This is a genomic window from Caballeronia sp. ATUFL_F1_KS4A (assembly GCF_023630905.1).
Classification (GTDB): Bacteria; Pseudomonadota; Gammaproteobacteria; order Burkholderiales; family Burkholderiaceae; genus Caballeronia; species Caballeronia zhejiangensis.
On the sequence record NZ_JALQEB010000002.1, the window covers coordinates 381,195 to 406,069 of the forward strand.

The following is a 24,875-nucleotide window of genomic DNA, read 5'->3' on the forward strand; positions in this document are numbered from 1 at the left end:
GAGACCGTTCATGGCTCACGAAGCTACGACCGGCACCGGACAACCGCGCAACAAGCATTGGCTGTGGCTTCTGATCCTTCCGTGGATCGGTGTGGTCTGGGTGCCTTTCTACAACAAGATCGAGCCCGTTCTGTGGGGCTTTCCGTACTTCTACTGGTATCAGCTGCTGTGGGTGCTGATCAGCGCCGTCATCACCGCCGTCGTCTATAAGAAGACGAAGGCGCTGCCCTCGGGACGAAAGAACGGAGGCGCGCGATGATGAACACCACCGCAACCTTCGTCTTCGTCCTCTTCTTCGTCGGCGTCACGATTCTCGGCTTCATCGCCGCGCACTGGCGCAAGGGCGATCTCGCCCAGCTCGACGAATGGGGCCTCGGCGGACGCCGCTTCGGCACCATCGTCACGTGGTTCCTGCTCGGCGGCGATCTCTATACCGCCTACACGTTCGTCGCGGTGCCGGCGCTCGTGTTCGGCGCGGGCGCGACGGGCTTCTTCGCGCTGCCGTACACGATCCTCATTTATCCATTCGCGTTCGTCGTGTTTCCGAAGCTCTGGAGCATCGCGAAGCGTCACGGCTATGTGACCGCCGCCGACTTCGTGCACGCGCGCTACAACAGCCGCATGCTCGCGCTCGCCGTCGCGCTGACGGGCATCGTCGCGACGATGCCGTACATCGCGCTGCAACTCGTCGGCATCGAAGTGGTGATCGGCGCGCTCGGCTTCTCGACGCAGGGCTTCGTCGGCGATCTGCCGCTCATCATTGCGTTCGCGATTCTCGCCGCGTACACGTACACGTCGGGCCTGCGCGCACCCGCGATGATCGCCGTGGTGAAGGACGTGCTGATCTACGTCACCATCATCGCCGCGATGATCGTGATTCCGGCGCAGCTCGGCGGCTTCGGCCATATTTTCAGCACCGTGCCGCCTGAAAAGCTGCTGCTGAAAGCGCCCGATGCCGCGAGCCTGAACGGCTACAGCGCGTACGCGACGCTCGCGGTCGGCTCGGCGCTCGCGCTCTTCCTGTACCCGCACTCGGTGACGGCGATTCTGTCGTCGAATTCGGGCAACACGATCCGCCGCAACATGTCGCTGCTGCCGGCGTACTCGCTCGTGCTCGGCCTGCTCGCGCTGCTCGGCTACATGGCGCTCGCCTCGGGCGTGAAGGACATGCCGGAATACGCGCAGTACTTCAAGGCCTACGGCGCGAACTTCGCCGTGCCGGCGCTGTTCCTGCACTACTTCCCGTCGTGGTTCGTGGGCGTGGCGTTCGCGGCGATCGGCATCGGCGCGCTGGTGCCGGCGGCGATCATGTCGATCGCGGCGGCGAACCTGTACACACGCAACGTGCATCGCGAGTTCGTCAACACGAACATGACGCCGGAGCAGGAGACCAACGTCGCCAAGCTCGTGTCGCTGATCGTGAAGGTCGGCGCGGTGGTGTTCATTCTCGCGCTGCCGCTCACGTACGCGATCCAGCTGCAACTGCTCGGCGGCATCTGGATCATCCAGACGCTGCCCGCGCTCGTGCTCGGCCTCTATACGCGCGTGCTCGATCATCGCGGCTTGCTGATCGGCTGGGCGACGGGCATCGGCGTCGGTACGTGGATGGCCGTGTCGCTGCAACTGAAGGGCTCGATCTATCCGCTGCATCTGTTCGGCTACGTCGTGCCGGGCTACGCGGCGGTGTGGGCGCTGATCGCGAACCTCATCGTTTCGATCGTCGTGAGCGTGCTCGTGCGCGTTCTCGGCCTCAAGCGCTCCGACGACCGCACGCGTCCGGAAGATTATCTGGACATCGTGGAAGGCTGATTCCGGCCGTCGCGCACCTGCCCGGCGCGGCGCGCGAAAAGCTGGTAAAACGCCCGTAACAGGCTTCTCGCCTTTGCGGGCGTTTTTTTGGACAGCCTTCGTGTGAGCGAACCATGCTTTCTCCGACATCGGCGTCAATCAGGCGCGGCCGTCTCTCACGCCTCGTTCACTGGGTCACGTCGCCGTACTTCCGATACCGGCACGCGAACCTGATCCACGGGCTGCGCGTCGGCCTTGCCGTGGCGATGTCGATCGCCGTCACGACGGGCGTCGACGTGCCGCACGGCATCTGGGCGACGGTGTCGGTGCTCGTCGTGATCGGCGGGCTGCAGCACTACGGCAACATCCGCAAGAAGGCCGCCGAACGCGCCATCGGCACGACGCTCGGCGCGGGCTTCGGCCTCGTGCTGATTCTCGCGGAGACGCTGACCGGCTCGCAGATGGTGTTCTTCGTGCTGATGTGCCTGGTCGCGGGCGGCTGCGCGTATTACGCCATCGGCAAGCCGGGCTATGTCGCGCTGCTCACGGCGATCACGATGGTCATCGTTTCCGGGCACGGCGACTTGCCGCTTTCCACGGGTTTGTGGCGCACGGCCAATGTGATGATCGGCGTCGTGATCGCGCTCGCGTTCTCGTTCGTGCTGCCGCAATACGCGACGTATTCGTGGCGCTACCGTCTCGCGGACAATCTGCGCGAATGCGCGAGGATCTACGGCGCTTTATTGGATGGCACGCCGCTCGTCGCCGAGGACACGGCGCGCCGCATGTATGCGATGAGCCAGCGGCTCGTGCAGGCGCGCGCGCTGATGGAGTCGGTCGCGAAGGAAACCGATGTGCCGATGGCGCGGCTGGAAGAGATCCAGCGCCTGCATCGCTCGATTCTCGCGGCGCTGGAAATGCTCGTGACGTCGATGCCGGAAGTCTCGGGCGCAACGCCCAGCCGTTTTGCGATTGCGTGCTCGCCGGGCGAACACGCGGTGCGCGGACAGCTCCTGCAGATGGCGCGCGCGCTGCGCTTCGGGCGCGTCGGTTTGCTGTATCGCGCGATGGATGCGTCGGGCGCGCCGCAATCGATCGCCGCCGACGACGAGAACGCGACGACGCAGGGCATGCACTGGCTCGCGATGCGTTTCGTCGAGCAGGTGGATCGCTTGCGGATGCGGCTGTCGGAAATCGAGCGGCAGTGGAATATCGAAGGGGCGCGGCCGCTCAATCCATGAAGCAGTGAATGCTCAGGCTGCCTGCACTTCGGCTTCGTGCACCACGTTGATGAGCCAGGGCACGCCGAAACGATCCGTCAGCATGCCGAAGCCTTGTGTCCAGAACGTGGATTGCCACGGCGTGAGCACGTTGCCGCCTTCGGCGAGCATGTTGAAGATGCGCTCGCCGGATTGCGCGTCGTCCGCGGCGATCGACAGCGTGAAGCCCGAATAGTCCTTGCGCGGCTGACCATAGCGGCCGTCGGACACCAGAATCGCGTTCGGGCCGACGCAGAATACCGCATGCATGATCTTGTCTGCCCAGTCGGGCGGGGCGTTGCCGCCGTCCGGCGCATCGCGGAAGCGCACCAGCGCGGCGATCTGCGCGCCGAACGCGGCCTGATAGAGTTCGAGCGCCTCGGCGCAGTCGCCGTTGTAGAAGATATAGGTATCCAGTTGCATGACCGAATGACTCCGTGCATATAAAGCGGACATGCCGCCAGAGCCCGAAAGTCTATTGCAACGGCGTCCTACGTCGACTCGGAAACGGTCAAATTACGTCAAGAAGCAGCGAAATGGAAAAAACCGCAAATCGCACCAGTGATCCGGCGCGATTCGCGGTTCTGTTTTCAGCGCGCTTATTGCAGCGCGGTGATCAGCTTTTCGAGCTTGATCGCATCGGCGGCGAAAGCGCGGATGCCTTCCGCGAGCTTTTCGGTCGCCATTGCGTCGTCGTTGACGAGGAAGCGGAACGTCGGCTCGTCGACGGCGATCTTCTCCACGTTCTCGTTCTTCACGCTCTCCGGCGAGAGCTTGCGCTCGACCTTTTCGTTGCTGTCGGCGAGTTTCTTCAGCAGATCGGGGCTGATCGTGAGCAGGTCGCAGCCCGCCAGTTCGGTGATCTGACTCACCGTGCGGAAGCTCGCGCCCATGACTTCCGTCTTGTAGCCGAACTTCTTGTAGTACGAGTAGATGCGGCGCACCGACTGCACGCCCGGATCGTTCGCGCCGCCGTTTTTCACTTCGTCCCATTCCGCGCCGGCCGACTTCTTGTACCAGTCGTAGATGCGGCCGACGAACGGCGAAATAAGCTGCGCGCCCGCTTCGGCGCACGCGACCGCTTGCGCGAGCGAGAAGAGCAGCGTCATGTTGCAGTGAATGCCTTCCTTCTGCAGCACTTCTGCCGCGCGGATGCCTTCCCACGTCGACGCCAGCTTGATCAGCACGCGATCGCGACTGATGCCCGCGTTCTCGTACAGCTTGATGATGTCGTGCGCCTTGTCGATGGACGCTTTCGTGTCGAACGACAGGCGCGCGTCGACTTCGGTGGACACGCGGCCCGGAATGATCTTGAGAATCTCGGTGCCGAACGCGACGAGCAGATTGTCGATGATCTGCGGCATCGGCTTCTTCGCGTGCTCCTTGACGGTCTTTTCGAGCAGCGGCTTGTAGTCGTCCTTCTGGACGGCCTTCAGGATCAGCGACGGATTGGTCGTCGCGTCCTGCGGCTTGAATGCGATGAATTGCTGGAAGTCGCCCGTGTCGGCGACGACGGTCGTGTATTGCTTGAGCTGGTCGAGAGCGGATGTCATGTCGAGTCTCAGACGCGTGGCGTCTTGTCAAATTGCGGAAAACAACCCGCGGATTGCCCATGATTGCGACGCCGCGCGGCGACTTCGTTCGCGCGGCGCGCCCCTGAATTCATTTTCCCATTCTAGTCCCGAGCGCGGCGAACGCGCTGATACCGTGCGCGCACGCACGCGGCGTGCCGGAATTCGACCGGCGCGCCGCCTCGCGCGTTCAATCGCGTTCAAGCGCGTTCAGTCGCGTTCAATCGGCCGCGTAAGCGAGCTCGTGCCAGCGCCGCACCGTGCCCGAGTCCAACTGGCCGCGCGCGAAGCGCATCTTGCGGACTTCGTCGAGCGCGTGCGCGTCTTTCGCCGGATCGCCGCAGCTCATCTTCATGACGACGTCCTGGACGTGCCCGGCGTCGTCGAGCAGCACGCGCACGATCGTCTTGCGCTTCGGTGCGGTGCCAGGCGGCGTGGAGCGCGCCAACAGTCTGTCGATCAAAGCCATGACGGAAATGCCAAAAACGATTGCGGAAGCATCGGCCGGAAATCGGGGCCGATTCCGCCATTGTAGGCTGCGTCAGGCGCGTCTGGCATTGAGCACGACATGCGTCACAACGCCCGCGATCAAGCCCCAGAACGCGGAGCCGATCGACAGCAGCGTGAGGCCCGACGCCGTCACCATGAACGTGACGAGCGCGGGCTCGCGTTGACGCGCGTCCTGCATCGCGTTGGCGAGGCCGCTCATGATCGAGCCGAAGAGGGCGAGCGCCGCCACCGACACGACGAGCTCCTTCGGAAACGCCGCGAACAGCGCCGCGATGGTCGCGCCGAACGTGCCCGCGAGCAGATAGAACACGCCGCACCAGACGGCCGCCGTGTAGCGCTTGTCGCGATTCTCGTGCGCCTCGCGGCCGGTGCAGATCGCGGCGGTGATGGCGGCGAGATTCACGCCGTGCGAGCCGAACGGCGCGAGCACGAGCGACGCGAGGCCGGTCGTCGAGATGAGCGGGGCGGAAGGCGTCGTGTAGCCATCGGCGCGCAACACGGCGATGCCTGGCACGTTTTGCGAGGCCATCGCGACGACGAAAAGCGGAATGCCGATGCTGATCGCCGAGGCGATCGAGAACGCGGGCATCGTGAAGACGGGATGCGCGAGCGCCACATGAAAGCGCGAAAAGTCGAGCAGCCCGAGCGCGCCCGCGACCGCGATGCCGACGACGAGCGTCGCCGGGATCGCGTAGCGCGGCAGGAAGCGCTTGCCGGTGAGATACGTGAAAAACATCACGATGACGAGCGAGGTGCGATGCTCGGCGGCGCGAAAAATCTCGATGCCGATCTCGAACAGGATGCCCGCGAGCAGCGCGGCGGCGATGCCCGACGGAATGCGCTTCATCAGCGTGTCGAACCAGCCGGTCAGGCCGACGGCGGTCAAGAGCACCGCGCAGACGATGAACGCGCCGATCGCATCGGCGTAGGCGACGTTCGGCAGCGACGAGACGAGCAGCGCCGCGCCCGGCGTCGACCATGCGACGACGATCGGCGCGCGATAGCGCAGCGACAGGCCGATCGTGCAGACCGCCATGCCCATCGAGAGCGCCCAGATCCACGAGGAAATCTGCGCATCGGACAAATGCGCGGCCTGGCCCGCCTGGAACATCAGGACGAGTGAACTGGTGTAGCCGGTCATCATCGCGACGAAACCGGCGACGATCGTGGAGAGCGACGTATCAAAGAGGAAACGCGGCGCGGCGGGCGCCGGAGCGGAAGCTTTCATTCGGGTGTCTCGATTACTTCGACAGGGCGCGCATGGCGGTTTCGAGGCCGGCCATCGTCAGCGGATACATGCGATTGCCGAGCACGTTGCGGATCGCGGAGATCGACTGGCGATATTCCCATAGCCGCTCGGGCTCGGGATTGAGCCATGCGTGATGCGGGAATTGATCCGCGAGACGGCGCAACCACACCGCGCCGGCCTCGGCATTGTTGTATTCGACGGAGCCGCCCGGCTGCAGCACTTCGTAGGGACTCATGGTGGCGTCGCCGACGAAGATCAGCTTGTAGTCCGGCGTGAACTTGTGCAGCACGTCGAAGGTCGGCGTGCGCTCGGTGTGACGGCGGCGGTTGTTCTTCCACAGATAGTCGTACACGCAGTTGTGGAAGTAGTAGAACTCGAGATGCTTGAACTCGGCCTTCGCCGCCGAGAACAACTCTTCGACGCGCTTGATGTGATCGTCCATCGAGCCGCCGACGTCGAGCAGCATCAGCACTTTCACGTTGTTGTGGCGCTCGGGCACCATCTTGAGATCGAGCCAGCCGGCGTTGGCGGCGGTGCTGCGGATTGTGCCGGGCAGATCGAGCTCTTCGTTCGCGCCTTCGCGCGCGAAGCGCCGCAAGCGCCGCAGCGCGACCTTGATGTTGCGCGTGCCGATTTCGACCTGATCGTCGTAATCCTTGTACGCGCGCTCGTCCCACACTTTCACGGCGGTGCGGTTCCCCGCCGATTCCCCGCCGATGCGAATGCCTTCCGGGTTGTAGCCGCCATGCCCGAAGGGCGACGTGCCGCCCGTGCCGATCCATTTGTTGCCGCCTTCGTGACGCTCCTTCTGCTCGTCCATCAGTTCCTTCAGGCGTTCCATGAGCTTGTCGAGGCCGCCCAGCGCCTCGATGCGCTTCTTTTCTTCCGCCGTGAATTCGCGTTCGAGCCGCTTCCTGAGCCAGTCGAGCGGAATGTCGAAGACTTCGTCGGGAAGCTGCGTCAGGCCGTGGAAATACGCGCCGAACGCGCGATCGAACTTGTCGAAGTACTTCTCGTCCTTCACGAGCGTCATGCGGGCGAGGAAATAGAACTCGTCGAGCGACGGCGAAATGACCTGCGCCTTCAGCCCTTCGAGCAAGGTCAGATATTCCTTCACCGAAACGGGCAGCTTCGCGTCGCGCAGCGAGTAGAAGAAGTCGATCAGCATGGCGCGCGCTCCATCGTGCTTAACGTTCGAGCCGGAAATTCAGATTGGCGCGCACCGCCGGCCATTCCGAGCGGATGATCGAAAACACGACGGTGTCGCGCAACACGCCGTCCTTGCCGACCTGATGATTGCGCAGAATGCCGTCCTGCTTCGCGCCGAGCCGCGCGATCGCCGTGCGCGACGCGTGGTTCATGAAATGCGTCCGGAATTCGACGGCGATGGCATCGAGCCTGTCGAAGGCGTGCGCGAGCAGCAGCAGTTTGGCTTCGGTGTTGAGCGCGGTCTTCTGCACGCGCTTCGCATACCACGTATGCCCGATCTCCAGCCGACGATTCGCTTCGTCGACGTTGAAGTAACGCGTCGATCGGACGATGTCGCCGCTCTTCGCATCGATCACCGCGAACGGATGCGCGCCCGAGCGGTCGCGCATGTCGAGCGCGGTGTCGATATAGGCGCGCGTCTTGTCGGGCGGCGGCACGAAGGTGTACCAGAGCTTCCACAATTGGCCATCGCTCGCGGCGGCCGTGAGGGCCTGCTCGTGCTCGGGCGTGAGCGGCACGAGCCTGACGTGTTCGCCTTGCAGCGTGACGGGTTCGATCCAGCGGCTCATGTCGTTATCAGCGATGGTTGCGGTTCATGAACAGCAGCCGCTCGAAGAGCGCGACGTCCTGTTCGTTCTTGAGCAACGCGCCGTGCAGCGGCGGCACGATCTGTTTCTGATCCGACGAGCGCAGCGCCTCGGGCGGAATGTCTTCGGCCAGGAGCAGCTTGAGCCAGTCGAGCAGTTCGGACGTCGACGGCTTCTTCTTCAGGCCCGAGACCTGGCGCAGCTCGAAGAAGCTCTGCATCGCCGCGGCGAGCAGATCCTGCTTGATGTTCGGAAAATGCACCTCGACGATGGCCTTCATCGTCTCCGCGTCCGGGAACTTGATGTAGTGGAAGAAGCAGCGGCGCAGGAACGCGTCGGGCAACTCCTTCTCGTTATTCGACGTGATGATGACGAGCGGCCTGTGCTTCGCTTTCACGAGCTCGCGCGTCTCGTAGACGTAGAACTCCATGCGGTCGAGTTCGCGCAGCAAGTCGTTCGGAAATTCGATGTCCGCCTTGTCGATCTCGTCGATGAGCAGCACGCTCTGCTGGTCCGACTCGAACGCCTGCCACAGCACGCCCTTGACGATGTAATTGCGGATGTCCTTCACGCGCTCGTCGCCGAGCTGCGAATCGCGCAGGCGCGAGACGGCGTCGTATTCGTACAGGCCTTGCTGGGCTTTCGTCGTCGATTTGATGTGCCACTGCAGAAGCGGCATGCCGAGTGCTCCCGCAACTTCCTCGGCGAGCATGGTCTTGCCGGTTCCCGGTTCGCCCTTGATGAGCAGCGGCCGTTGCAGCGTCATCGCGGCGTTCACCGCGAGCTTGAGATCGTCGGTTGCGACGTATTGCGATGAGCCTTCGAAACGCATGACGAAGATCCGGTTGGCAAAAAAATCCCAGTATAAGTCAGAAGACCTTTCCGCATTGAGGCGCGCCCGGTATCGTTTGAGCCGCTTTATCGGCAGGTCGACGCTGCATGCCCGCGCGCGGGTGAAGCGAGCGCGCAAGCGGGTTCATCGCGTGTACAGGGACGAATTGTCGCAGGGCAAACGGCTGCTTTTCAGCCGATTCCCCTTGTCAGCAGGGCTTCGGCGCGGTTCGCGTGTGGACGGAGGGTAGGTCGCGCGGTACAATTAGCGCGATTTTTTTGGCCTGCGTGGCGACAGACCCTGCAACAGCAAACAGTCCCGAGAAGGTTGTATTGCGCTCGGCGCGGGCCGCGGCCTTGTGAGCGCCGGATTTCCCCTCAAGCCAGGTTAGAAGAGCTATGAACAATTTCGTCGGCAAATGTGCCGTGATTGCAGCGCTGTCCGGTCTCGCCGGCTTCGCGAGTGAGGCGTCGGCCGACGTCGTCGGCAACGCGAAGGCCGCAGAGGGCAAGGTTGCGATGTGCATCGGCTGCCACGGCATCCCCGGCTATCGCACCGCGTACCCCGAGGTGTACGAAGTGCCGATGCTGGGCGGCCAGAACGCGCAGTACATCGCCAATGCGCTGCATGCCTACAAGAAGGGCGACCGTCATTTCGACACGATGCGCGCCATCGCGACGACGCTGTCGGATCAGGATATCGCCGATATCGCCGCGTACTACGCTGCGCAGACTCCCCAATCGAAGAACAATCCCGACAAGTGATCCGCGCGTGAACGCAAAGCGACAACGGGAAGGAGAATTCATGAAGCCGTCCAAGGCACTTCACTCAAGCTTCAAGGCAGCGAGCGCCGCAGCGGCGCTCATCGGCATGACGGCGTTCGGCAGCGCGCACGCAGCCGATGTCGCGAACGGCAAGGCGCTTTCCGACAGCCACAACTGCGCGGCCTGTCACGGTCCCGGTCTGAACAAGCCGGTGAGCGGCGAGTATCCGCGTCTCGCGGGTCAGCACGCGACGTACATCTACTGGGCGCTGCGGCAGTATCAGATCGGCGGCAACAACCCGAACTTCGGACGCAACAACGCCATCATGGCGGCGCAGGTGCAGAACCTGTCGCAGAGCGATCTGAAGGATCTCGCGGCATACATCGAATCGCTCGATGGCAGTCTCGTGCTGAAGAAGTAAGCGCGATTTCTCCCGCAATCCGCACAACGAAACACCCCGCTCGAAGCGGGGTGTTTTGCTTGATGCGTCCGGTTTCGATGCTTAGTCGCGCGAAGCACGGCGCTCGATCAGCGCGAGATAGGCGTCGGTGTCGGGCGGGGTGCCGGAGCGCTGCGCTTCCCAGATGATCTGGCCGAGGCAATCCATGATCGCGTGCTGCGCGTCGTGCGGCGAGCCGAGGCGTGCGACGAGCCTGTCGTGCGCGCGGCGGATGCCCGGCGGCTGATCGATCGAAAGCTGCTCGCTGATCGCGAGATGCATCGACAGATGCAGGAACGGGTTCGTCTGACCGCGATCGGGCGAGTAATCGGCTTCGCGCGATTCGGGGTTCACGAGCGCGTCGTGATATTCCGGATGCTCGCCGATCCAGTCGGCGGCCATGCTTTCGAGCGGCGTCAGAATCTCGCCGGCGCGCTCCTTGCGCCACGTTTCGGTGAAGAACTGGCGAACTTCGTCGCGGCTGGGGTTGAACATAACGTATTGATTCGATTGCGGGTTTCTGAATCCGCTATTGTAGACCGCGATGCGCAGGTTCTGCCCAAGCCCTCTTCATTCGACGAGCGCGGGCGTCTTCGGCCGATACTCGCAGAGCGGCTCGATCGCGCAATGCCAGCATTCCGGCACGCGCGCCTTGCAGACATAGCGTCCATGCAGGATCAGCCAGTGATGCGCGTCGTGCAGAAATTCCTTCGGCGTGAATTTCTCGAGCGCGGTTTCGACGGCGCGCACGTCCTTGCCCGGCGCGAGCCCGGTGCGATTCGCGACGCGAAAGATGTGCGTATCGACGGCGATAGACGGCTGCCCGAACGCGATGTTCAGCACGACGTTCGCGGTCTTGCGGCCGACGCCCGGCAGCGCTTCCAGCGCCTCGCGATTGTCCGGCACCTCGCCGCCGTGCTGCTCGACGAGCATGCGGCACGTCGCGATCACGTTCTTCGCCTTCGTGCGATACAGCCCGATCGTGCGGATGTATTCCGCTACGCCTTCCTCGCCGAGCGCGAGCACCGTTGCCGGCGTGTTGGCGACGGGAAACATCTTGCGCATCGCCTTGTTCACGGAGACGTCGGTGGCCTGCGCGGAGAGCATTACGGCGATCAGCAGTTCGAACGGCGTCGTGTATTCGAGCTCGGTCACCGGGTGCGGATTCAGGCTCTGCAAGGTCTCGTAGATCGCGCGGCGCTTCGTGGCGTTCATGATTCGATGTCCGTTCTTACGCGGGTTTATCGCCTTTATCGGGATGGGACGCGTTTGCGTCGTCCGTAATGCCAAGACGGCGGCGGCGCGCTTCCGCTTCGTCGATCTGCGCCTGCACGGCCGCGCTCACGTGAGCCGTGTTCTTGGGACCGGCGCCGAGCTTCGCCATCTCTTCTTTCTTCTTGCGCGCGCGCTCCAGCGCGGCCTGGATGATCGCGCGTTTCTTCGCTTCCGGATCGTCGCTCGCGGGCTGCGCTTCGTGCGTGGCCTGCGTCGCTTGCGCTGTTTGCGCCGCCCGCGCGGCCTGACGCGCGCTCACGCGTGCCTGCGCCTCGGCGCGCTCGCGCTCCAGACGTGCCACGCGGCGGTCGTGCCGGGCGCGCGCGGCATCGGCTTGTTCCTGACTCCACGCGTCCCAGCCGGTGCGATCGCCGGTCACGGGCACCATCGCGATGCAATCGACGGGGCAGGGCGGCACGCACAGATCGCAACCCGTGCACAGTTCGGCGATGACCGTGTGCATCTGCTTCGCGGCGCCGACGATCGCATCGACCGGACACGCCTGCATGCACAGCGTGCAGCCGATGCACACGTTCTCGTCGATCACCGCGACGGGCCGTGCGCGCTCGACGCCATGCGTCGTATCGAGCGGTATATCGGGCGCGCCCAGCAGCGCGGCGAGACGAGCGACACCTTCGGCGCCACCCGGCGGGCACCGGTTATAGCTCGCCTCGCCCGCGGCGATGGCGTCGGCGTAGGGCCGGCAGGCCGGGTAGCCGCACTTGGTGCATTGCGTCTGCGGCAGCAGGTCTTCGATGCGCTCGGCGAGCGTCTTGGAAAAGGTTGCGGTCACGAGGAATTGCGATGATGCCTTGGGGACTGGCGCAGCGTGGGCGAAGATCGCGTTGGGAATCGCGCGGTGCGCTTCGGATGCGAAGAGAACGCTTCGGCGTCCACGACGACGGGCACGCTGCCTGTTCGGCGCGCGTCCCGTTTCGCGGGCGCACGCTCGGCTTTGATCGACATTATCGCCGAAGTCGTCAACAGTCGTGCCGAATGGCTTCTACTCCCAATTGCCAACGTCCTTTCGATGTGCGCATAATCGAAGCGCTTTTCCGTTTGACCGCAGGACGGTGTTTCCCAATAACCCTGGGCAGCGCCCGTTCACGTCATGTACCCAATGCGGGCCGCGTGACGCTAATCCGGCAACGCGGCTCCCGAGTCATGCCACCATGAATCAGCCGAAAATCAAAAGAGATCCTGAAGGCACCCGGCGCCGTATTTTGCTTGCCGCCGCAGAAGAGTTCGCGGCCGGTGGCTTGTTCGGCGCCCGTGTCGATCAGATTGCGCGTCGGGCGGAGACCAATGAGCGCATGCTCTATTACTACTTCGGTAGCAAAGAGCAGTTATTCACCGCCGTGCTCGAACATGCGCTATCGGCGCTCGTCGAAGCGGAACGCACGCTCGAACTCGACGGCATTGCGCCTATCGAAGCGATGACGCGTCTCGCGCATTTCGTCTGGGATTACTACCGGGATCATCCGGAGTTGCTGCGCCTCATCAACAACGAGAATTTGCACGAGGCGAGATATATCAAAGGATCGAATCGAATACGCGAGCTCATTTCGCCGATCGTCGCGACGCTCACGGCCATTCTCGATCGCGGTCAGAAAGCCGGACTGTTTCGCACCGACGTCGATCCGCTCAAGTTCTACATCATCCTGTCGGGACTCGGTTATTACATCGTTTCGAATCGCTTCACGCTGGAAGCGACTTTCGGGCTCGATTTCAGCGAGCAGGCGCAGCGCGAGCAGATCGTGCGGATGAATACCGAGTTGCTGCTGGCCTTTTTGACGCGCCGCTGAATCGACGCGGTCGGAAGAAAAAACGTCGCGCCTTTTGCAAGGCGCGACGTTTTTGTTTGCCGCGATGGAATCGGTACCGGCGCGTTCGTGCGTTCGTACCGCTCGTACCTTAGGCCGGCACGGCTTCGGTCTTCGGCGTCTTGTCGTGCTCGAGAATGAACTCGCGCAATTGCGGATACACCATCGTGCGCCAGCGGCGGCCCGAAAAAATGCCGTAGTGGCCGGCCTTTTCCGCCGTGAAATGGCGCTTGTGCTTCTCCGGAATGCCGGTGCACAGATCGTGGGCGGCGCGCGTCTGGCCGCTGCCGGAGATGTCGTCGAGTTCGCCTTCGATCGTGAAAAGCGCCGTGTGCTTGATGTCCTGCGGACGCACGAGCTCGTCGTTGACTTCCCATGTGCCTTCGGCGAGCCGGAATTCCTGGAACACGATGCGGATCGTTTCGAGGTAGTACTCGGCGGCCATGTCGAGCACGGCGTTGTATTCGTCGTAGAAACGGCGATGTTGCTCGGCGTCCTCATCGTCGCCGCGCAGCAGATTTTGATAGAAGTCCCAATGGGCCGTGAGATGGCGCTCGGGATTCATCGCGACGAAGCCCGCGTGCTGCAGGAAGCCCGGATAGACCTTGCGCCCGACGCCGGGATAGTTCGCCGGCACCGTGTAGATGACGTTGTTCTCGAACCACTCATACGAGTGCTCGTTCGCGAGCGAATTGACGGAGGTCGGGCTGCGGCGCGCGTCGATCGGGCCGCCCATCATCGTCATCGTGCGCGGCGTGTCTTCGCCGCGGCTCGCCATCAGCGAAATGGCGGCGAGCACCGGCACGGTCGGCTGGCACACCGAAATGACGTGCAGGTCCTTCGCGCCGATATGACGGATGAACTCCTGGATGTACTCGACATAATCGTCCAGATGGAACGGGCCGTTCTCGGTCGGGACCATGCGCGCGTCGATCCAGTCGGTGATGTACACCTTGTGGTCCTGCAAGAGCGTTTTGACCGTATCACGCAAAAGCGTCGAATGGTGGCCCGAGAGCGGTGCGCACACGAGCACGATCGGCTCGTTCTTCAGCTTGGTGACGGTTGCGCTGTCGTCCGCGAAGCGCTTGAAGCGCAGCAGGCGGCAGAACGGCTTCTCGATCACCGTCTGCTCGACGATCGGAATGTTGTGACCGTCCTTGACGATCTGATGAAGATTGAACTCCGGCTTCTCATAGTCCTTGCCCAGCCGGTAGAGCAGTTCGTAGCCTGCGGCGAGACGGCTCGAACCCGGCACATAGGCGAGCGGACTGGCCGGGTTGACGAAGGATTTCGATGCTGCCTGGGCCCATGCTGTGAGGGGAGACAGCATGGCGCGTTGGAATTCGTGAATTTGATAGAGCATGGTTGCCCCAGTAACTCCGGTGGAAACCGGTACGCCCGTTGATCCCGGCAATGCTTCCGGCGACGAACTTCAACGGCTTTCGAAGATCCCCGGCGGCGCGGCGGGCTGTCGCCTTGCTGCCGGGGCACTGACTTCCTGCGATGCTTCGCGTGCCTTTTCGCGTTGGCACCCGCGCGTTATCGACGCGGGAAGAATGCAACTTGAGTCGAGGCAATATTTTCCGCGCATTAAACGTTCAATTCAACCGATCGGTTGAAATTGCTCGCCTGGAAACAACACATCCTGCAATCATACTTTTTGTGCATTGCACAAATATTACCGTCAAAACACTGATTTCGCCAATAAAACAGAGATTTATGACTTTCCGGCCGCAGCGTCGATTTCGGCCTGCGCTTCCGATTCGGCGTGATGTTCCGAGCCGGACGGCTGACCGGTCGCCTTCGCCATTTCTTCCTCGTGACGCATCAGGTTCATCCCGGTGTGCACGAGAGCCACGTGGGTAAAGGCTTGCGGGAAATTCCCGACCATGCGCTTCGCCACCGTGTCGTACTCCTCGGCCAACAACCCGACATCGTTCGCGAGACCGACGAGGCGCTCGAACATTTGATGCGCTTCGTCGATCCGGCCCTGCAGCGCCAGATTGTCGACCAGCCAGAAGCTACAAGCCAGAAACGTGCCTTCCCCGGGCGGCAGCCCGTCCGCGACTTCCGCGGTGTGGTAGCGCTTGACGAGCCCATCGTGCGTCAAATCGGTCTCGATCGCATGTACGGTTCCGGTCACTCGCGGATCTTTTGGCGGCAAAAATCCGAGCAACGGAATGAGCAGCAGGCTGGCATCGAGCGCGTCGCTGCCATAAGCCTGCGTAAAGGAGTTGAGCTTCGGATTCCAGCTTCTCTTCAGCACCTCGGCGCGGATGCGCGCACGCATCTCCCGCCAGTGATCGATCGGGCCAGGCAGGTCGAAGCTTTCCGCCGACTTGATCGCCCGGTCGTACGCGACCCACGCCATCACCTTCGAGAACGTGAAGTGTTGCTTGCCGCCACGCACTTCCCAGATGCCTTCGTCGGGTTCTTCCCAGATCGTGTCGAGGTGTTGCAGCATGGCGCACTGGATCGACCACGCGGTTTCATCGCTCTGCAGCCCGCCGACGCGCGCGAGATGGAGCGCGTTCATCACTTCCCCGTAGACGTCGAGCTGCAACTGGTCGACCGCGCCGTTGCCGATCCGCACCGGCGCCGCGCCTTCGTATCCCGGCAGCCACGGGATCTCCCATTCGGGCAGGCGGCGCTCGCCCGCGATGCCGTACATGATCTGAATCTGCGCGGGCGAGCCCGCCATCACGCGGCCCAGCCACGCGCGCCATGCGCGGGCTTCGTCGTAGTAGCCGCCGCGCATCATCGCGAGGAGGGTGATGGTCGCATCGCGCAGCCAGCAGTATCGGTAGTCCCAGTTGCGCGTGCCGCCGAGCTGTTCCGGCAGCGATGTCGTCGGCGCGGCGACGATGCCGCCCGTCGGCTCGTACGCGAGCGCCTTCAGCGTGATGAGCGAGCGGCGGATCGCGCTCGCCCAGCGGCCGTTGAGCTCGCTTTGCCCGGACCACTCGCGCCAGTGATTTTCGGTGCGCGCGAGTTGCGTATTCGGATCGGATGCGTGCGGCAAGCGCAGATGCGACTGCGAATAGCACAGCGAGAACGGCACGCGCTCGCCCGCGCTCACATCGAAGCAGGCGGTCGTGTGCATGTTCTCGCCGACGAGATCGACGGGCGTGCGCAGCACCGCGAGATCCGGCCCGGCGATCGCGCGGATGCCACTGTCGTCGGGCAGGCGGCTAACCCACGGCACCGCGGAGCCGTAATCGAAGCGCAGCACAAGTTCCATCTTCATCCGTACCGTGCCGCGGCGTCCGATCACGATACGCACCAGCTCCGAATGGCCGTTGCGAAGCGGCATGAAATCGACGATCGTCACCGCGCCTTGCGGTGTCTCGAAGTCGGTTTCGAGGACCAGCGTGTCATCTCGATAGCGGCGGCTGACGACAGGCGACTCGCCGTCGGGCATGTCGGGCGCGAGGAGCCATCGGCCGTGCTCGGGCGTGCCGAGCAGCGCGGCGAAGCACGCGCCCGAATCGAAGCGGGGCCAACAGAGCCAGTCGACGGAGCCGTCGCGGGAAATGAGGGCGGCGGTGTGGCCGTCGCCGACCATTGCATAGTCTTCGATCAGTGCGGGCATAAGCGAACATCTTCCTGCAGGCGGCGCGGGCCGAATCGAAACGCGCCGCGGGTTGAGCAAACGATTCGGGACACGAGCGCCCGAGCGAAACGCGGCGTCGTCGGCGGTCGGGGCGACGGACGTCATGCATGCTTTCTGGCCGCATTCTGCCGCAATCGTTCACGGCGAGCAGGAAACCGGGCCGGGCGTCATCGGGACGTGTCGAACGGTTGGCGGAAAATGACTAGCGAAGCGCCGAACGCACCGTTGCTTCTGCTTTCGACTGATGTTTAGAATGAAGCTTCGTGAAAGGCATCCGCGCCGCGGCCTTTTCGAGCAGGGCGCGGAAACTTTCCGTGCCTTTCATTTGTCTTTCAGCATGTTCCCGGTCGTCTCGCGCGCGGGTCATGCAGTCGCTTCGCGCAACGTCTCTTCCGGTTTTCAACGTAGCGTTTTCGAGGAACAGAATCCCATGCTCTATCCGTCGAAAGCTGACTGCATCGCCATTCTTTCCGCCGCGAGCCGCGTATCGGACGCCGACATGCTCCTCGCGCTCGATCACAAGAACCTCGGACTGTCGCGCAACGCGATGGACGCCGCCGCCGCGTTCCTTACGGAGCGCGGCTGTTTCAACCGCTATACGTTCGGCGTGACCGGCGTGTCGGTCGGTGCGCTGTCGCTGCAGGGACGCCTGCGTCTCGATCAGCTCGCCAACGGCTGACACGGCCGATCCGCGCGGCAGGCCCGCGCGTCCTTCTTTCGTGACACTTTGCGCACGCGCACGGACATTCCGTACGCGTGCGTTCGCGCGTTCGTGCGCGTCCGCGGAACCGCCGACGTGAATCGGCGTCACAACGACAGTCGCGCGCCCGTCAGAAATGAGCCGATCCCATGCCGAACAGGCCGATCAGCCCGATCACGATCAGATAGATCGCGACGATGAAGTTCAACAGCCGCGGCATGATGAGAATGAGGATCCCTGCGACCAGCGAGACGAGCGGGGCGAGGCTTAGGTGGATGGTCATCGCGGCAACTCCTGTTGTTGGTTCGAATCGTGTCGGTTGGCTGGTCGTGCAAAGGTGTATCGTCGTTTTCATCGTTTGGAGCGGAACTTGCTCCCGCACGTCCTTGGGCCTTGCGATGTCGGCGGTTTCGCGCGCCGCTCCCGATAACAAGCATCAAAGAGACGAAGAGGAGGTTTCATGCACCCGAGCCAACCTTGCGGCGCGAATCCGCTGATGCACGTCTTGCAAGACGCGCGCCCGAAGCGCGCCGAGCGCGTCGCGTGGGCGAAAGGCGTCGCGCTGATGCTCTCGTTTGCAGCGGCGCAGGCCTTCGCGCAAACGGGCGCGACGCCCGCCGCGCCGGGCACCGCGAGCGACGTCGCCGCGTCGAAACCGGCCAGCGGCGACGTCTACGATCTGCTCATCGGCACCTATACGGGCGGTGGCAAGAGCGAAGGCATCTATGTCTATCGGTTCGACACGGGCAGCGGCGAGCTGTCCCGCATCGCGTCGGCGCAGACGGTGAATCCGTCGTATCTCGTCGTGAGCCGCGACCGCCATTACGTGTACGCAGTGAACGAATTGCCCGGCGACAACGGCCCGGCAACGCAACGCGGCGGCGTCAGCGCCTTTCGCTTCGATCGCGCGAGCGGCCAGTTGAGCTTTCTCAATCGCGTGTCATCCGACGGCAACGATCCGTGCTATCTCGCGATATCGCCCGACGGCAAATATCTGCTGACAGCCAACTATTCGGTCGCGTCCAATCCGGGCGGCAGCTTCGCGGTGTTTCCGCTGGCTTCCGATGGCCACGTCGGCAATTCGGTGCTGACGGTGCATCACGAAGGCGCCGGCCCGGTGAAAGGACGGCAGGACAATTCGCATGTCCACTCGACCGTGTTCTCGCCCGACGGCAAGTATCTCTTCGCGCAGGATCTCGGCGTCGACAAGGTGTTCGCCTATCGGTACACGGCCGATCCGTCCGCATCGAGCCGCGGTCTGCTGGGTCCGACCGAATCGCGCTACACACCGATCAAGGCGGGCTCGGGGCCGCGCCATCTGGTCTTCGACGCAAGCGGCAAACACGCTTATCTGACGACCGAGCTGAACGCATCGGTGCTAGCGTTCGATTACCGCGACGGCAAGCTCACGCAAATCCAGACTGCCTCGCTGATCGCGCCGGGTTTCAGAGGGAAGATCGGCGGCGGCGCGATTCATCTGTCGCCCGACGGGCGCTTCCTGTACGCGACCAATCGCGGCGACGCCAACGAACTCGTGCAGTTCTCGATCGATCCGGCGAACGGCCATCTGAAGCTCGTCAAGCGCTATCCGACGCTCGGCAAGACGCCGCGCGAATTCGCAATCGATCCGACCGGGCGCTGGCTCATCGTCGGCAATCAGGAGAGCGACAGCGCGTATTTCTTTCGCCGCGATCCGCAGACGGGCGAGCTTGCGTCGGACCCGAAGCGGCTGTCGATCGGCTCGCCGGTCGATTTCAAGTTCGTATCGCCTTCGTGACGCGTCGATCGCGGCGATTGAAACGACCGGGCGCGGACGATGAAAACAACACTGGTCAAGGCGGTCACGATTTCGATGCTGTGCGTGTCGTGCGCGGCCCACGCGGACGACAAGGAATGCGATTACAAGCGCGACTGGATGTCGTCGGCGTGCCAGCGCGTGATGCGCGTCGCGCATGAAGGCACCTGGGATCTTTACGTGACGGGCTACGGCTGGCACATCAACGGCTTCGACAATCGCAGCGAACTGAATCCGTGGTCGTGGGGCGGCGGCGCGGGCAAGCACTGGACCGACGCGAACGGTAACGAAGACATCCTGTTCGCATTCGCCTTTTCCGATTCGCATCACAATTTCGAGCCGATCGGCGGCTACGCGCGCCAGTGGTACACGAAGCCGGTGCTCGGCGGATTGCAGGCGGGCGGCGGATTCTTCGTCGGCTTCACGGCGCGCAGCGACATCGCGCATTACCTGCCGTTGCCGCTCGCGCTGCCGATCGGCTCGATCCGCTACCGGAGCACGTCGGTGATGGCGACGATCATCCCGCACATTCCCGGTCTCAACGACGGGAACGTCGCCTTCTTCTGGGGCCGCTACGAGTTCTAGTACGATGCCTTTTTGATACGCCTGTCTTTCGCATCGACTGAAAGGTGTACTGAGGAAATCGAAAGGCAATAGCAGGGAAAGCAACTTGAACACGACTCATACATTCGACGCCCGCGAGCGCCCGGCGAAGCGCAACGAACCGGCGCCGCCGGGATTCATCAGCGCATTCAGCTTCGCGGGCGGCGAGGCGTTGCGGCTGACGTGGGACGAAGCGCGCGCAGCCGTCGCCGGAGATGGCCCGACGTGGCTGCATCTGTCCGCGAACGACGACGCCGTCGAAGGCTGGCTCGAAGGCGTCACGTCGATGCCGGACGTCGCGCGCGAATTCCTGAACGGCGAGGACAAGCGTCCGCGCGTGCATATCGGATCGAACTTCATGTATGGCGTCGTCGCGGACCTGGAGCTCGTCGCGAAGACGCCGGACGCCACCGCGCCCGATGCCCGCGAGGCGAACCGCGCGACCGGCGCGCTGCGCTTTTACGTCGACCGGCATCGCATGATCACGGTGCGCGCGCGGCCGCTGCAATCGACCGACCGGCTGCGTCACGCCGTGCTCGAAGGCGCGATGTTCCGCGATACCGTCGATCTTTTCGCGGGCCTGATCCGCGCGCTGAACGACACTTTCGCGGATCGCATCGACGAAATCGGCGACTGTCTCGACGATGTCGAGGAAAGCGTGCTCGAAGGCGGCCACGCCAGGTGCCGCTCCGTGCTCGGCGACGTGCGTCGGCGGCTCGTGGAAGTGCGGCGCTTCATCGATCCCGAGCGCAATGCGCTCACGCAGCTCGTCTTGCGCAAGCTCGAATGGGCCGAGCCGCGTTCGATGGAAGCGCTCGTGCAGGCGATCCAGGTGCTGAACGGCCTGGGCGGCGGTCTGGAAGGGCTGTACGAACGCGCGAAGCTGTTGCAGGACGAGATCGCCGCGGCGCTTTCGGAGGACATCAACCGCAAGCTGCTGTGGCTCGCGATCATGTCCGCCTTGCTCTTGCCCGCGACGCTCGTGACCGGCATTTTCGGCATGAACGTGGCCGGTTTGCCCGGCACGAAAGATCCGGCGTCGTTCTGGATCGTGGTGGGCGTGATGGCGTGCTGCGCCGCCATCACGATCTTTCTGTTGCGCCGCTTGCGGCTCTGGTAACGCTTCAGGCGCGCCGCTTATTCGGCGGGGCCGGGCGGCGCGAGCACTTCGCGGTTGCCGTTGCTGCCCATCGGCGAGACGAGGCCTGCTGCTTCCATCTGCTCGACGAGCCGCGCCGCGCGGTTATAGCCGATGCGCAATTGCCGCTGCACCGACGAAATCGACGCGCGCCGCGTACGCACGACGAATGCGACAGCTTCGTCGTAGAGCGGATCGGCTTCGGCATCGGACGAATCGCCGAAAAGATCCTGCGTGCCGCCGCCTTCGGGCGTCGGTCCGGACAGAATGCCTTCCTCGTACTCCGGTTCGCCGAACTGCTTCAGATGTTCGACCACGCGATGCACTTCCTCGTCCGCGACGAACGCGCCGTGCACGCGCTGCGGGTAGCCGGTGCCGGGCGGCAGGAACAGCATGTCGCCCGCGCCGAGCAGCGATTCCGCGCCCATCTGGTCGAGAATCGTGCGCGAATCGATCTTGGATGACACCTGAAACGCCACGCGCGTCGGAATATTCGCCTTGATGAGGCCAGTGATGACGTCCACCGATGGCCGCTGCGTCGCGAGAATCAGATGGATGCCGGCCGCGCGCGCCTTTTGCGCGAGACGCGCGATCAGTTGCTCGATCTGCTTGCCCGCGACCATCATCAGATCGGCGAGTTCGTCGATGACCACGACGATGAGCGGCAGCGTCGAGAGCGGCTCGGGCGCATCGGGCGTGAGCGAGAACGGGTTCGTGAGCTTCTTGCCGGCGGCTTCGGTGTTGCGGATTTTCTGGTTGAAGCCCTGCAAATTGCGCACGCCGACCGCCGACATCAGCCGGTAACGCTTTTCCATTTCGCCGACGCACCAGTTGAGCGCGTTCGACGCGAGCTTCATGTCGGTGACGACGGGCGCGAGCAGATGCGGAATGCCTTCGTAGACGGAAAGCTCCAGCATCTTCGGGTCGATCATGATGAGGCGCACGTCCTCGGGCTTCGCCTTGTAAAGCAGCGAGAGGATCATCGCGTTGATCGCGACCGACTTGCCCGAGCCCGTCGTGCCCGCGACCAGCATGTGCGGCGCCTTCGCGAGATCCGTCACGACCGGATTGCCGATGATGTCCTTGCCCATCGCGATCGTCAGATTCGACTTCGAGTTGCGGTACACGTCGTCTTCGAGGATCTCCGAAAGGCGGATCATCTGGCGTTTCGGATTAGGCAGTTCGAGGCCCATGCAGGTCTTGCCGGGAATCGTCTCGACGACGCGAATCGACGTAAGGCCGAGGCCGCGCGACAAATCCTTCATCAAGCCGACGATCTGGCTGCCGCGCACGCCGAGCGCGGGTTCGACCTCGAAGCGCGTGATGACCGGACCCGCCGACGCGCCGACGACCGTGACCGGCACCTTGAATTCTTGAAGGCGCTGCTCGATGAGCAGGCCGGTTTCGTTCAGACGCTCCTCGGAGACTGGCTCGACTTCATCGGATGCGGGTTCGAGCAGATCGAGCGTCGGCAATTCCACCGCCGATGCGTGCGGCGCGTGGAATTCGAATTCCGTCGGCGCGGAACCGCGTACCGGCGGGCGCGGTTCGGGCGCCGGGCTCGGCTGATTCACCACGGGCGCAGCGGCGGGCGCGGCGACCGCTGGCAGCGGCGCGACCGGCGCGGCGGCGATTACCGGAAAGCGCACGATGTTCGACGGCGTCGCGAACTCGTCGCCCGATGCCTGCTGTTCGGCGACCGGTTGTTCATCTTCGGCGGGCATTTCGTCCGGCTCATCGACCACTCGAAGCAGCGATGGGGGAGGGGGCTCGCCTTGCTCGTCGGCGGGCTCGGGCGCGTCCAGCCAAGGCGGCGTTTGCGCAAGATCGCGCAGGTCCGGCTCGGGCTCGGGTTCTCGCTCCCGGACCACAGGCGCGGGTTCTGCCGTCGTTGCGTCCGGGCGAGGCAGCGGCGGTTCGGACGGCAAATCGATGCGCGCCGGCTCCGGCATCGCAGTTTCTTCCGCTTCCTCTTCGACGGCCTCGATCGCGGGCGGCGTGTCGGGCTCGGAGGCCGCGAATTCGGGAATCGACGGCTCGGGCAGACGCATGTCGAAAAGCGGCGGCGGTTCGACGAGCGCGGGCGCGATGACGTGCGCGTCGATCGACGGCGGATCGATGCGCTCATCGATTTCCTGCACGTCCACGAGCGGCGTCACTTCCGGCGCCGTTTCGACGATGCTTTTCACGGGCGCCGCCAGCTCCGGTACGTCGGCGGCCGGCTGGACTTCGGGCTGCGCGGCGCGCGCCATCGCCACATGCCCGCGCGCGAGACTCGCGCCCGCGAGTGACGTCCACATCGCGGTCTTCTCTTCGATCGAGCGCAGCGCCGCCTGGATGGCTTCGGGCGCGGGCGGCGGCGTCGGCGGTCCGAGCGGCGCGGCAGGACGCGAGAACGCGGGCGCGGCGAGCGGCGAGGGCGCGAACTCGCGCGTCGAAACGGCTGCGGCGGCTGCGGCGGCTGCGGCCGGACGCGCCGGGGGACGCCTGAAGCCCTGCGGGGCTTGCGTCACAGGCGGCCGGCGTGACGCGCCGGGATTCGTGCCGGGATTCGTGCCGACGGATGTCGACATGCTCGCCACGCCCGTCGATCGCTGCGCGGGCATCGATGTCGCCGGACTGCGCGGGCGATCCACGCGCGGCGCTAGAGGCGGCGTCTGGACGCGCGGCTTGTCGACGGCGACGGATGCGCGCAGGCCCGATCCGGAAGGCTCGAACGCCGACGCCTGACGCGGCGCAAACGGCGCCCGGGCCTCGCGATTCGCCGCCGATGGCGACGAATTCAACCAGCCCGAAGGCGCCACCGGCTCGGTCTGCGTCACGGGAGGAGCGACGCCTGCGGCCTCGAAGGCGGGGCGTTTCGCGTACGCCTCGGCCGTGGCGACGGCGCTCGCGGCGGCCGCCACGGTGCGGCTCGCGCCGCTCTTGCCGGTCGCGGGCGGGCGCCACGCTGTCGGCCGCTGATAACGTGTGCTGCGATGACCGGTCGGCAGACCGAGCGTCGGCTCGTCGGGCAAGGTGCGCGGCGTCGGCGAATCGAAACGCTCGGCGCGATGGGCGCGTTCCTGCGAATCGCGTGCGGTCTTCGCGCGGGCGCGCCGTTCGAACCAGTTCGCCGTCTTGTCACGCGTTTTGTCGCGCGCCTTGTCACGGGCCGTCGACTGTTGCCGCGACTCGCTTTCGCGTTCGCGGGGCGTGAGCCAGCTTTGCGGCAGGCCGAAGCCGAACGCTTCGTCGGCCCATGCGAGCACCGAGCGCCAGCTGAATTCGATCAGCCAGGGCAGAAAGATGGCGAGCACGAGCGCCGCGATCGCGCCCGCGCCGGCCAGATGCGCCGGGCCGCTCAGCGCCGCGGCGAGCGCGAGTCCGATGCGATTGATGTTCGCCTGCGTTTCGAGCGAGTTTGCGAGCGCGCCTTCGAGCGTGCTGCTCGCGATCAGCACGGCGACAAACCCGATCCAGAGGCGGATCGTTCCGGGGCCGCGCACGCCTGCGCCGCCGGGCAGCGCCTGTTTGACGATGCGCCAGAAGAGCGGAAGGAACCAGACGACCGATGCACCGAACCAGCCGAGAACTACCATGTGCATGCTTGAGATTGAATCAATGTTGGGTGAAACAAATGAGACTGCTGCCCGGCCGCAGCGATATCGCCGGTCGGCCGGGCTGTTCGATCGAGCAGTTTAACGGCTGGCGCACGCGCACGACGTTCCTGCCGCGAGT

24 protein-coding genes are annotated in these 24,875 nt (G+C 64.2%); 10 read left to right on the forward strand and 14 right to left on the reverse strand.

All coding sequences use genetic code 11. The annotated features are described in order from the left end of the window. Positions 1–10 precede the first annotated feature (10 nt). The 3 genes from NCS03_RS04915 to NCS03_RS04925 all read left to right on the forward strand — a co-directional run bounded on the left by NCS03_RS04915 (position 11) and on the right by NCS03_RS04925 (position 3,029). A complete protein-coding gene (locus tag NCS03_RS04915) occupies positions 11–259 on the forward strand; it encodes a DUF3311 domain-containing protein (protein ID WP_008350708.1) in 249 nt (82 codons plus the stop codon). Beyond that, positions 259–1,809: a monocarboxylate uptake permease MctP gene (gene mctP, locus NCS03_RS04920; protein WP_008350706.1), complete on the forward strand. Its 1,551-nt coding sequence runs from the start codon at positions 259–261 to the stop codon at positions 1,807–1,809. Before NCS03_RS04915 ends, mctP begins: the two co-directional genes overlap by 1 nt. 113 nt (positions 1,810–1,922) lie before the next feature. Then, the gene (locus NCS03_RS04925; RefSeq protein ID WP_250528868.1) at positions 1,923–3,029 is read left to right on the forward strand and encodes an FUSC family protein; all 1,107 of its coding nucleotides are present in this window, start codon (positions 1,923–1,925) and stop codon (positions 3,027–3,029) included. Between the two features lie 12 nt (positions 3,030–3,041). On the opposite strand, the gene NCS03_RS04930 is transcribed toward NCS03_RS04925, so the two are convergent. The 7 genes from NCS03_RS04930 to NCS03_RS04960 all read right to left on the reverse strand — a co-directional run bounded on the left by NCS03_RS04930 (position 3,042) and on the right by NCS03_RS04960 (position 9,005). Continuing rightward, the gene (locus NCS03_RS04930) at positions 3,042–3,470 is read right to left on the reverse strand and encodes a VOC family protein (RefSeq protein WP_008350703.1); all 429 of its coding nucleotides are present in this window, start codon (positions 3,468–3,470) and stop codon (positions 3,042–3,044) included. Between the two features lie 176 nt (positions 3,471–3,646). Further along, positions 3,647–4,600: a transaldolase gene (tal, locus tag NCS03_RS04935; RefSeq protein ID WP_008350701.1), complete on the reverse strand. Its 954-nt coding sequence runs from the start codon at positions 4,598–4,600 to the stop codon at positions 3,647–3,649. 238 nt (positions 4,601–4,838) lie between these two features. Next, a complete protein-coding gene (locus NCS03_RS04940) occupies positions 4,839–5,087 on the reverse strand; it encodes an energy transducer TonB family protein (RefSeq protein ID WP_250480411.1) in 249 nt (82 codons plus the stop codon). 72 nt (positions 5,088–5,159) lie between these two features. After that, a complete protein-coding gene (locus tag NCS03_RS04945; RefSeq protein WP_175981862.1) occupies positions 5,160–6,356 on the reverse strand; it encodes a benzoate/H(+) symporter BenE family transporter in 1,197 nt (398 codons plus the stop codon). Between the two features lie 13 nt (positions 6,357–6,369). After that, entirely contained in the window at positions 6,370–7,545 is a 1,176-nt protein-coding gene (locus tag NCS03_RS04950) for a vWA domain-containing protein (RefSeq protein ID WP_250528869.1), read from the reverse strand. Positions 7,546–7,564: 19 nt separating this feature from the next. Then, the gene (locus NCS03_RS04955) at positions 7,565–8,155 is read right to left on the reverse strand and encodes a GNAT family N-acetyltransferase (protein WP_250528870.1); all 591 of its coding nucleotides are present in this window, start codon (positions 8,153–8,155) and stop codon (positions 7,565–7,567) included. Between the two features lie 7 nt (positions 8,156–8,162). Then, complete coding sequence (locus tag NCS03_RS04960) at positions 8,163–9,005, reverse strand: AAA family ATPase (RefSeq protein WP_008350690.1); 843 nt, start codon at positions 9,003–9,005, stop codon at positions 8,163–8,165. Positions 9,006–9,403: 398 nt separating this feature from the next. On the opposite strand from NCS03_RS04960, the gene NCS03_RS04965 reads away from it, so the two are divergent. Then, complete coding sequence (locus NCS03_RS04965; RefSeq protein WP_008350687.1) at positions 9,404–9,769, forward strand: c-type cytochrome; 366 nt, start codon at positions 9,404–9,406, stop codon at positions 9,767–9,769. Between the two features lie 40 nt (positions 9,770–9,809). After that, positions 9,810–10,190, forward strand: a complete 381-nt coding sequence (locus tag NCS03_RS04970; RefSeq protein ID WP_008350685.1) for a c-type cytochrome — start codon at positions 9,810–9,812, stop codon at positions 10,188–10,190. Positions 10,191–10,271: 81 nt separating this feature from the next. On the opposite strand, the gene NCS03_RS04975 is transcribed toward NCS03_RS04970, so the two are convergent. From NCS03_RS04975 to rsxB, 3 genes are all read right to left on the reverse strand, one after another. Beyond that, positions 10,272–10,703: a DUF1841 family protein gene (locus NCS03_RS04975; protein ID WP_008350683.1), complete on the reverse strand. Its 432-nt coding sequence runs from the start codon at positions 10,701–10,703 to the stop codon at positions 10,272–10,274. Between the two features lie 75 nt (positions 10,704–10,778). Then, entirely contained in the window at positions 10,779–11,423 is a 645-nt protein-coding gene (gene nth, locus NCS03_RS04980; protein WP_250528871.1) for an endonuclease III, read from the reverse strand. 16 nt (positions 11,424–11,439) lie between these two features. Then, complete coding sequence (gene rsxB / locus NCS03_RS04985; protein WP_250456502.1) at positions 11,440–12,276, reverse strand: electron transport complex subunit RsxB; 837 nt, start codon at positions 12,274–12,276, stop codon at positions 11,440–11,442. Positions 12,277–12,655: 379 nt separating this feature from the next. Here rsxB and NCS03_RS04990 point away from each other — a divergent pair, with 379 nt between their 5' ends. Further along, positions 12,656–13,288 carry a TetR/AcrR family transcriptional regulator gene (locus NCS03_RS04990; protein WP_008350673.1) on the forward strand — a complete coding sequence of 211 codons (633 nt, stop codon included), beginning with the start codon at positions 12,656–12,658 and terminating at the stop codon, positions 13,286–13,288. A 109-nt stretch (positions 13,289–13,397) separates the two neighbouring features. Here the strand turns inward: NCS03_RS04990 and NCS03_RS04995 are convergent, their stop codons facing one another. After that, on the reverse strand, positions 13,398–14,669 hold the full coding sequence (locus tag NCS03_RS04995) for a polyhydroxyalkanoate depolymerase (RefSeq protein WP_008350671.1): 1,272 nt from the start codon (positions 14,667–14,669) through the stop codon (positions 13,398–13,400). Between the two features lie 354 nt (positions 14,670–15,023). After that, entirely contained in the window at positions 15,024–16,898 is a 1,875-nt protein-coding gene (locus NCS03_RS05000; RefSeq protein WP_250528872.1) for a glycoside hydrolase family 15 protein, read from the reverse strand. 451 nt (positions 16,899–17,349) lie between these two features. Here NCS03_RS05000 and NCS03_RS05005 point away from each other — a divergent pair, with 451 nt between their 5' ends. After that, positions 17,350–17,598: a hypothetical protein gene (locus NCS03_RS05005; protein WP_033536686.1), complete on the forward strand. Its 249-nt coding sequence runs from the start codon at positions 17,350–17,352 to the stop codon at positions 17,596–17,598. Positions 17,599–17,749: 151 nt separating this feature from the next. Here NCS03_RS05005 and NCS03_RS05010 read toward each other — a convergent pair whose 3' ends face one another. Next, positions 17,750–17,902 carry a DUF3096 domain-containing protein gene (locus NCS03_RS05010; protein WP_250528873.1) on the reverse strand — a complete coding sequence of 51 codons (153 nt, stop codon included), beginning with the start codon at positions 17,900–17,902 and terminating at the stop codon, positions 17,750–17,752. Between the two features lie 177 nt (positions 17,903–18,079). Between NCS03_RS05010 and NCS03_RS05015 the strand changes: the two genes are divergently transcribed. The 3 genes from NCS03_RS05015 to NCS03_RS05025 all read left to right on the forward strand — a co-directional run bounded on the left by NCS03_RS05015 (position 18,080) and on the right by NCS03_RS05025 (position 21,137). After that, the gene (locus tag NCS03_RS05015) at positions 18,080–19,396 is read left to right on the forward strand and encodes a lactonase family protein (RefSeq protein ID WP_250501851.1); all 1,317 of its coding nucleotides are present in this window, start codon (positions 18,080–18,082) and stop codon (positions 19,394–19,396) included. A gap of 39 nt (positions 19,397–19,435) precedes the next feature. Beyond that, a complete protein-coding gene (locus tag NCS03_RS05020; protein WP_008350661.1) occupies positions 19,436–19,999 on the forward strand; it encodes a phospholipid:lipid A palmitoyltransferase in 564 nt (187 codons plus the stop codon). Between the two features lie 85 nt (positions 20,000–20,084). Further along, positions 20,085–21,137 (forward strand): transporter, encoded by a 1,053-nt coding sequence (locus tag NCS03_RS05025; protein WP_008350659.1) that lies wholly within the window; start codon positions 20,085–20,087, stop codon positions 21,135–21,137. A gap of 17 nt (positions 21,138–21,154) precedes the next feature. Here the strand turns inward: NCS03_RS05025 and NCS03_RS05030 are convergent, their stop codons facing one another. Continuing rightward, positions 21,155–24,742, reverse strand: coding sequence for a DNA translocase FtsK (locus NCS03_RS05030; protein WP_250528874.1), 3,588 nt, complete (start codon positions 24,740–24,742; stop codon positions 21,155–21,157). Positions 24,743–24,875: the final 133 nt, after the last annotated feature.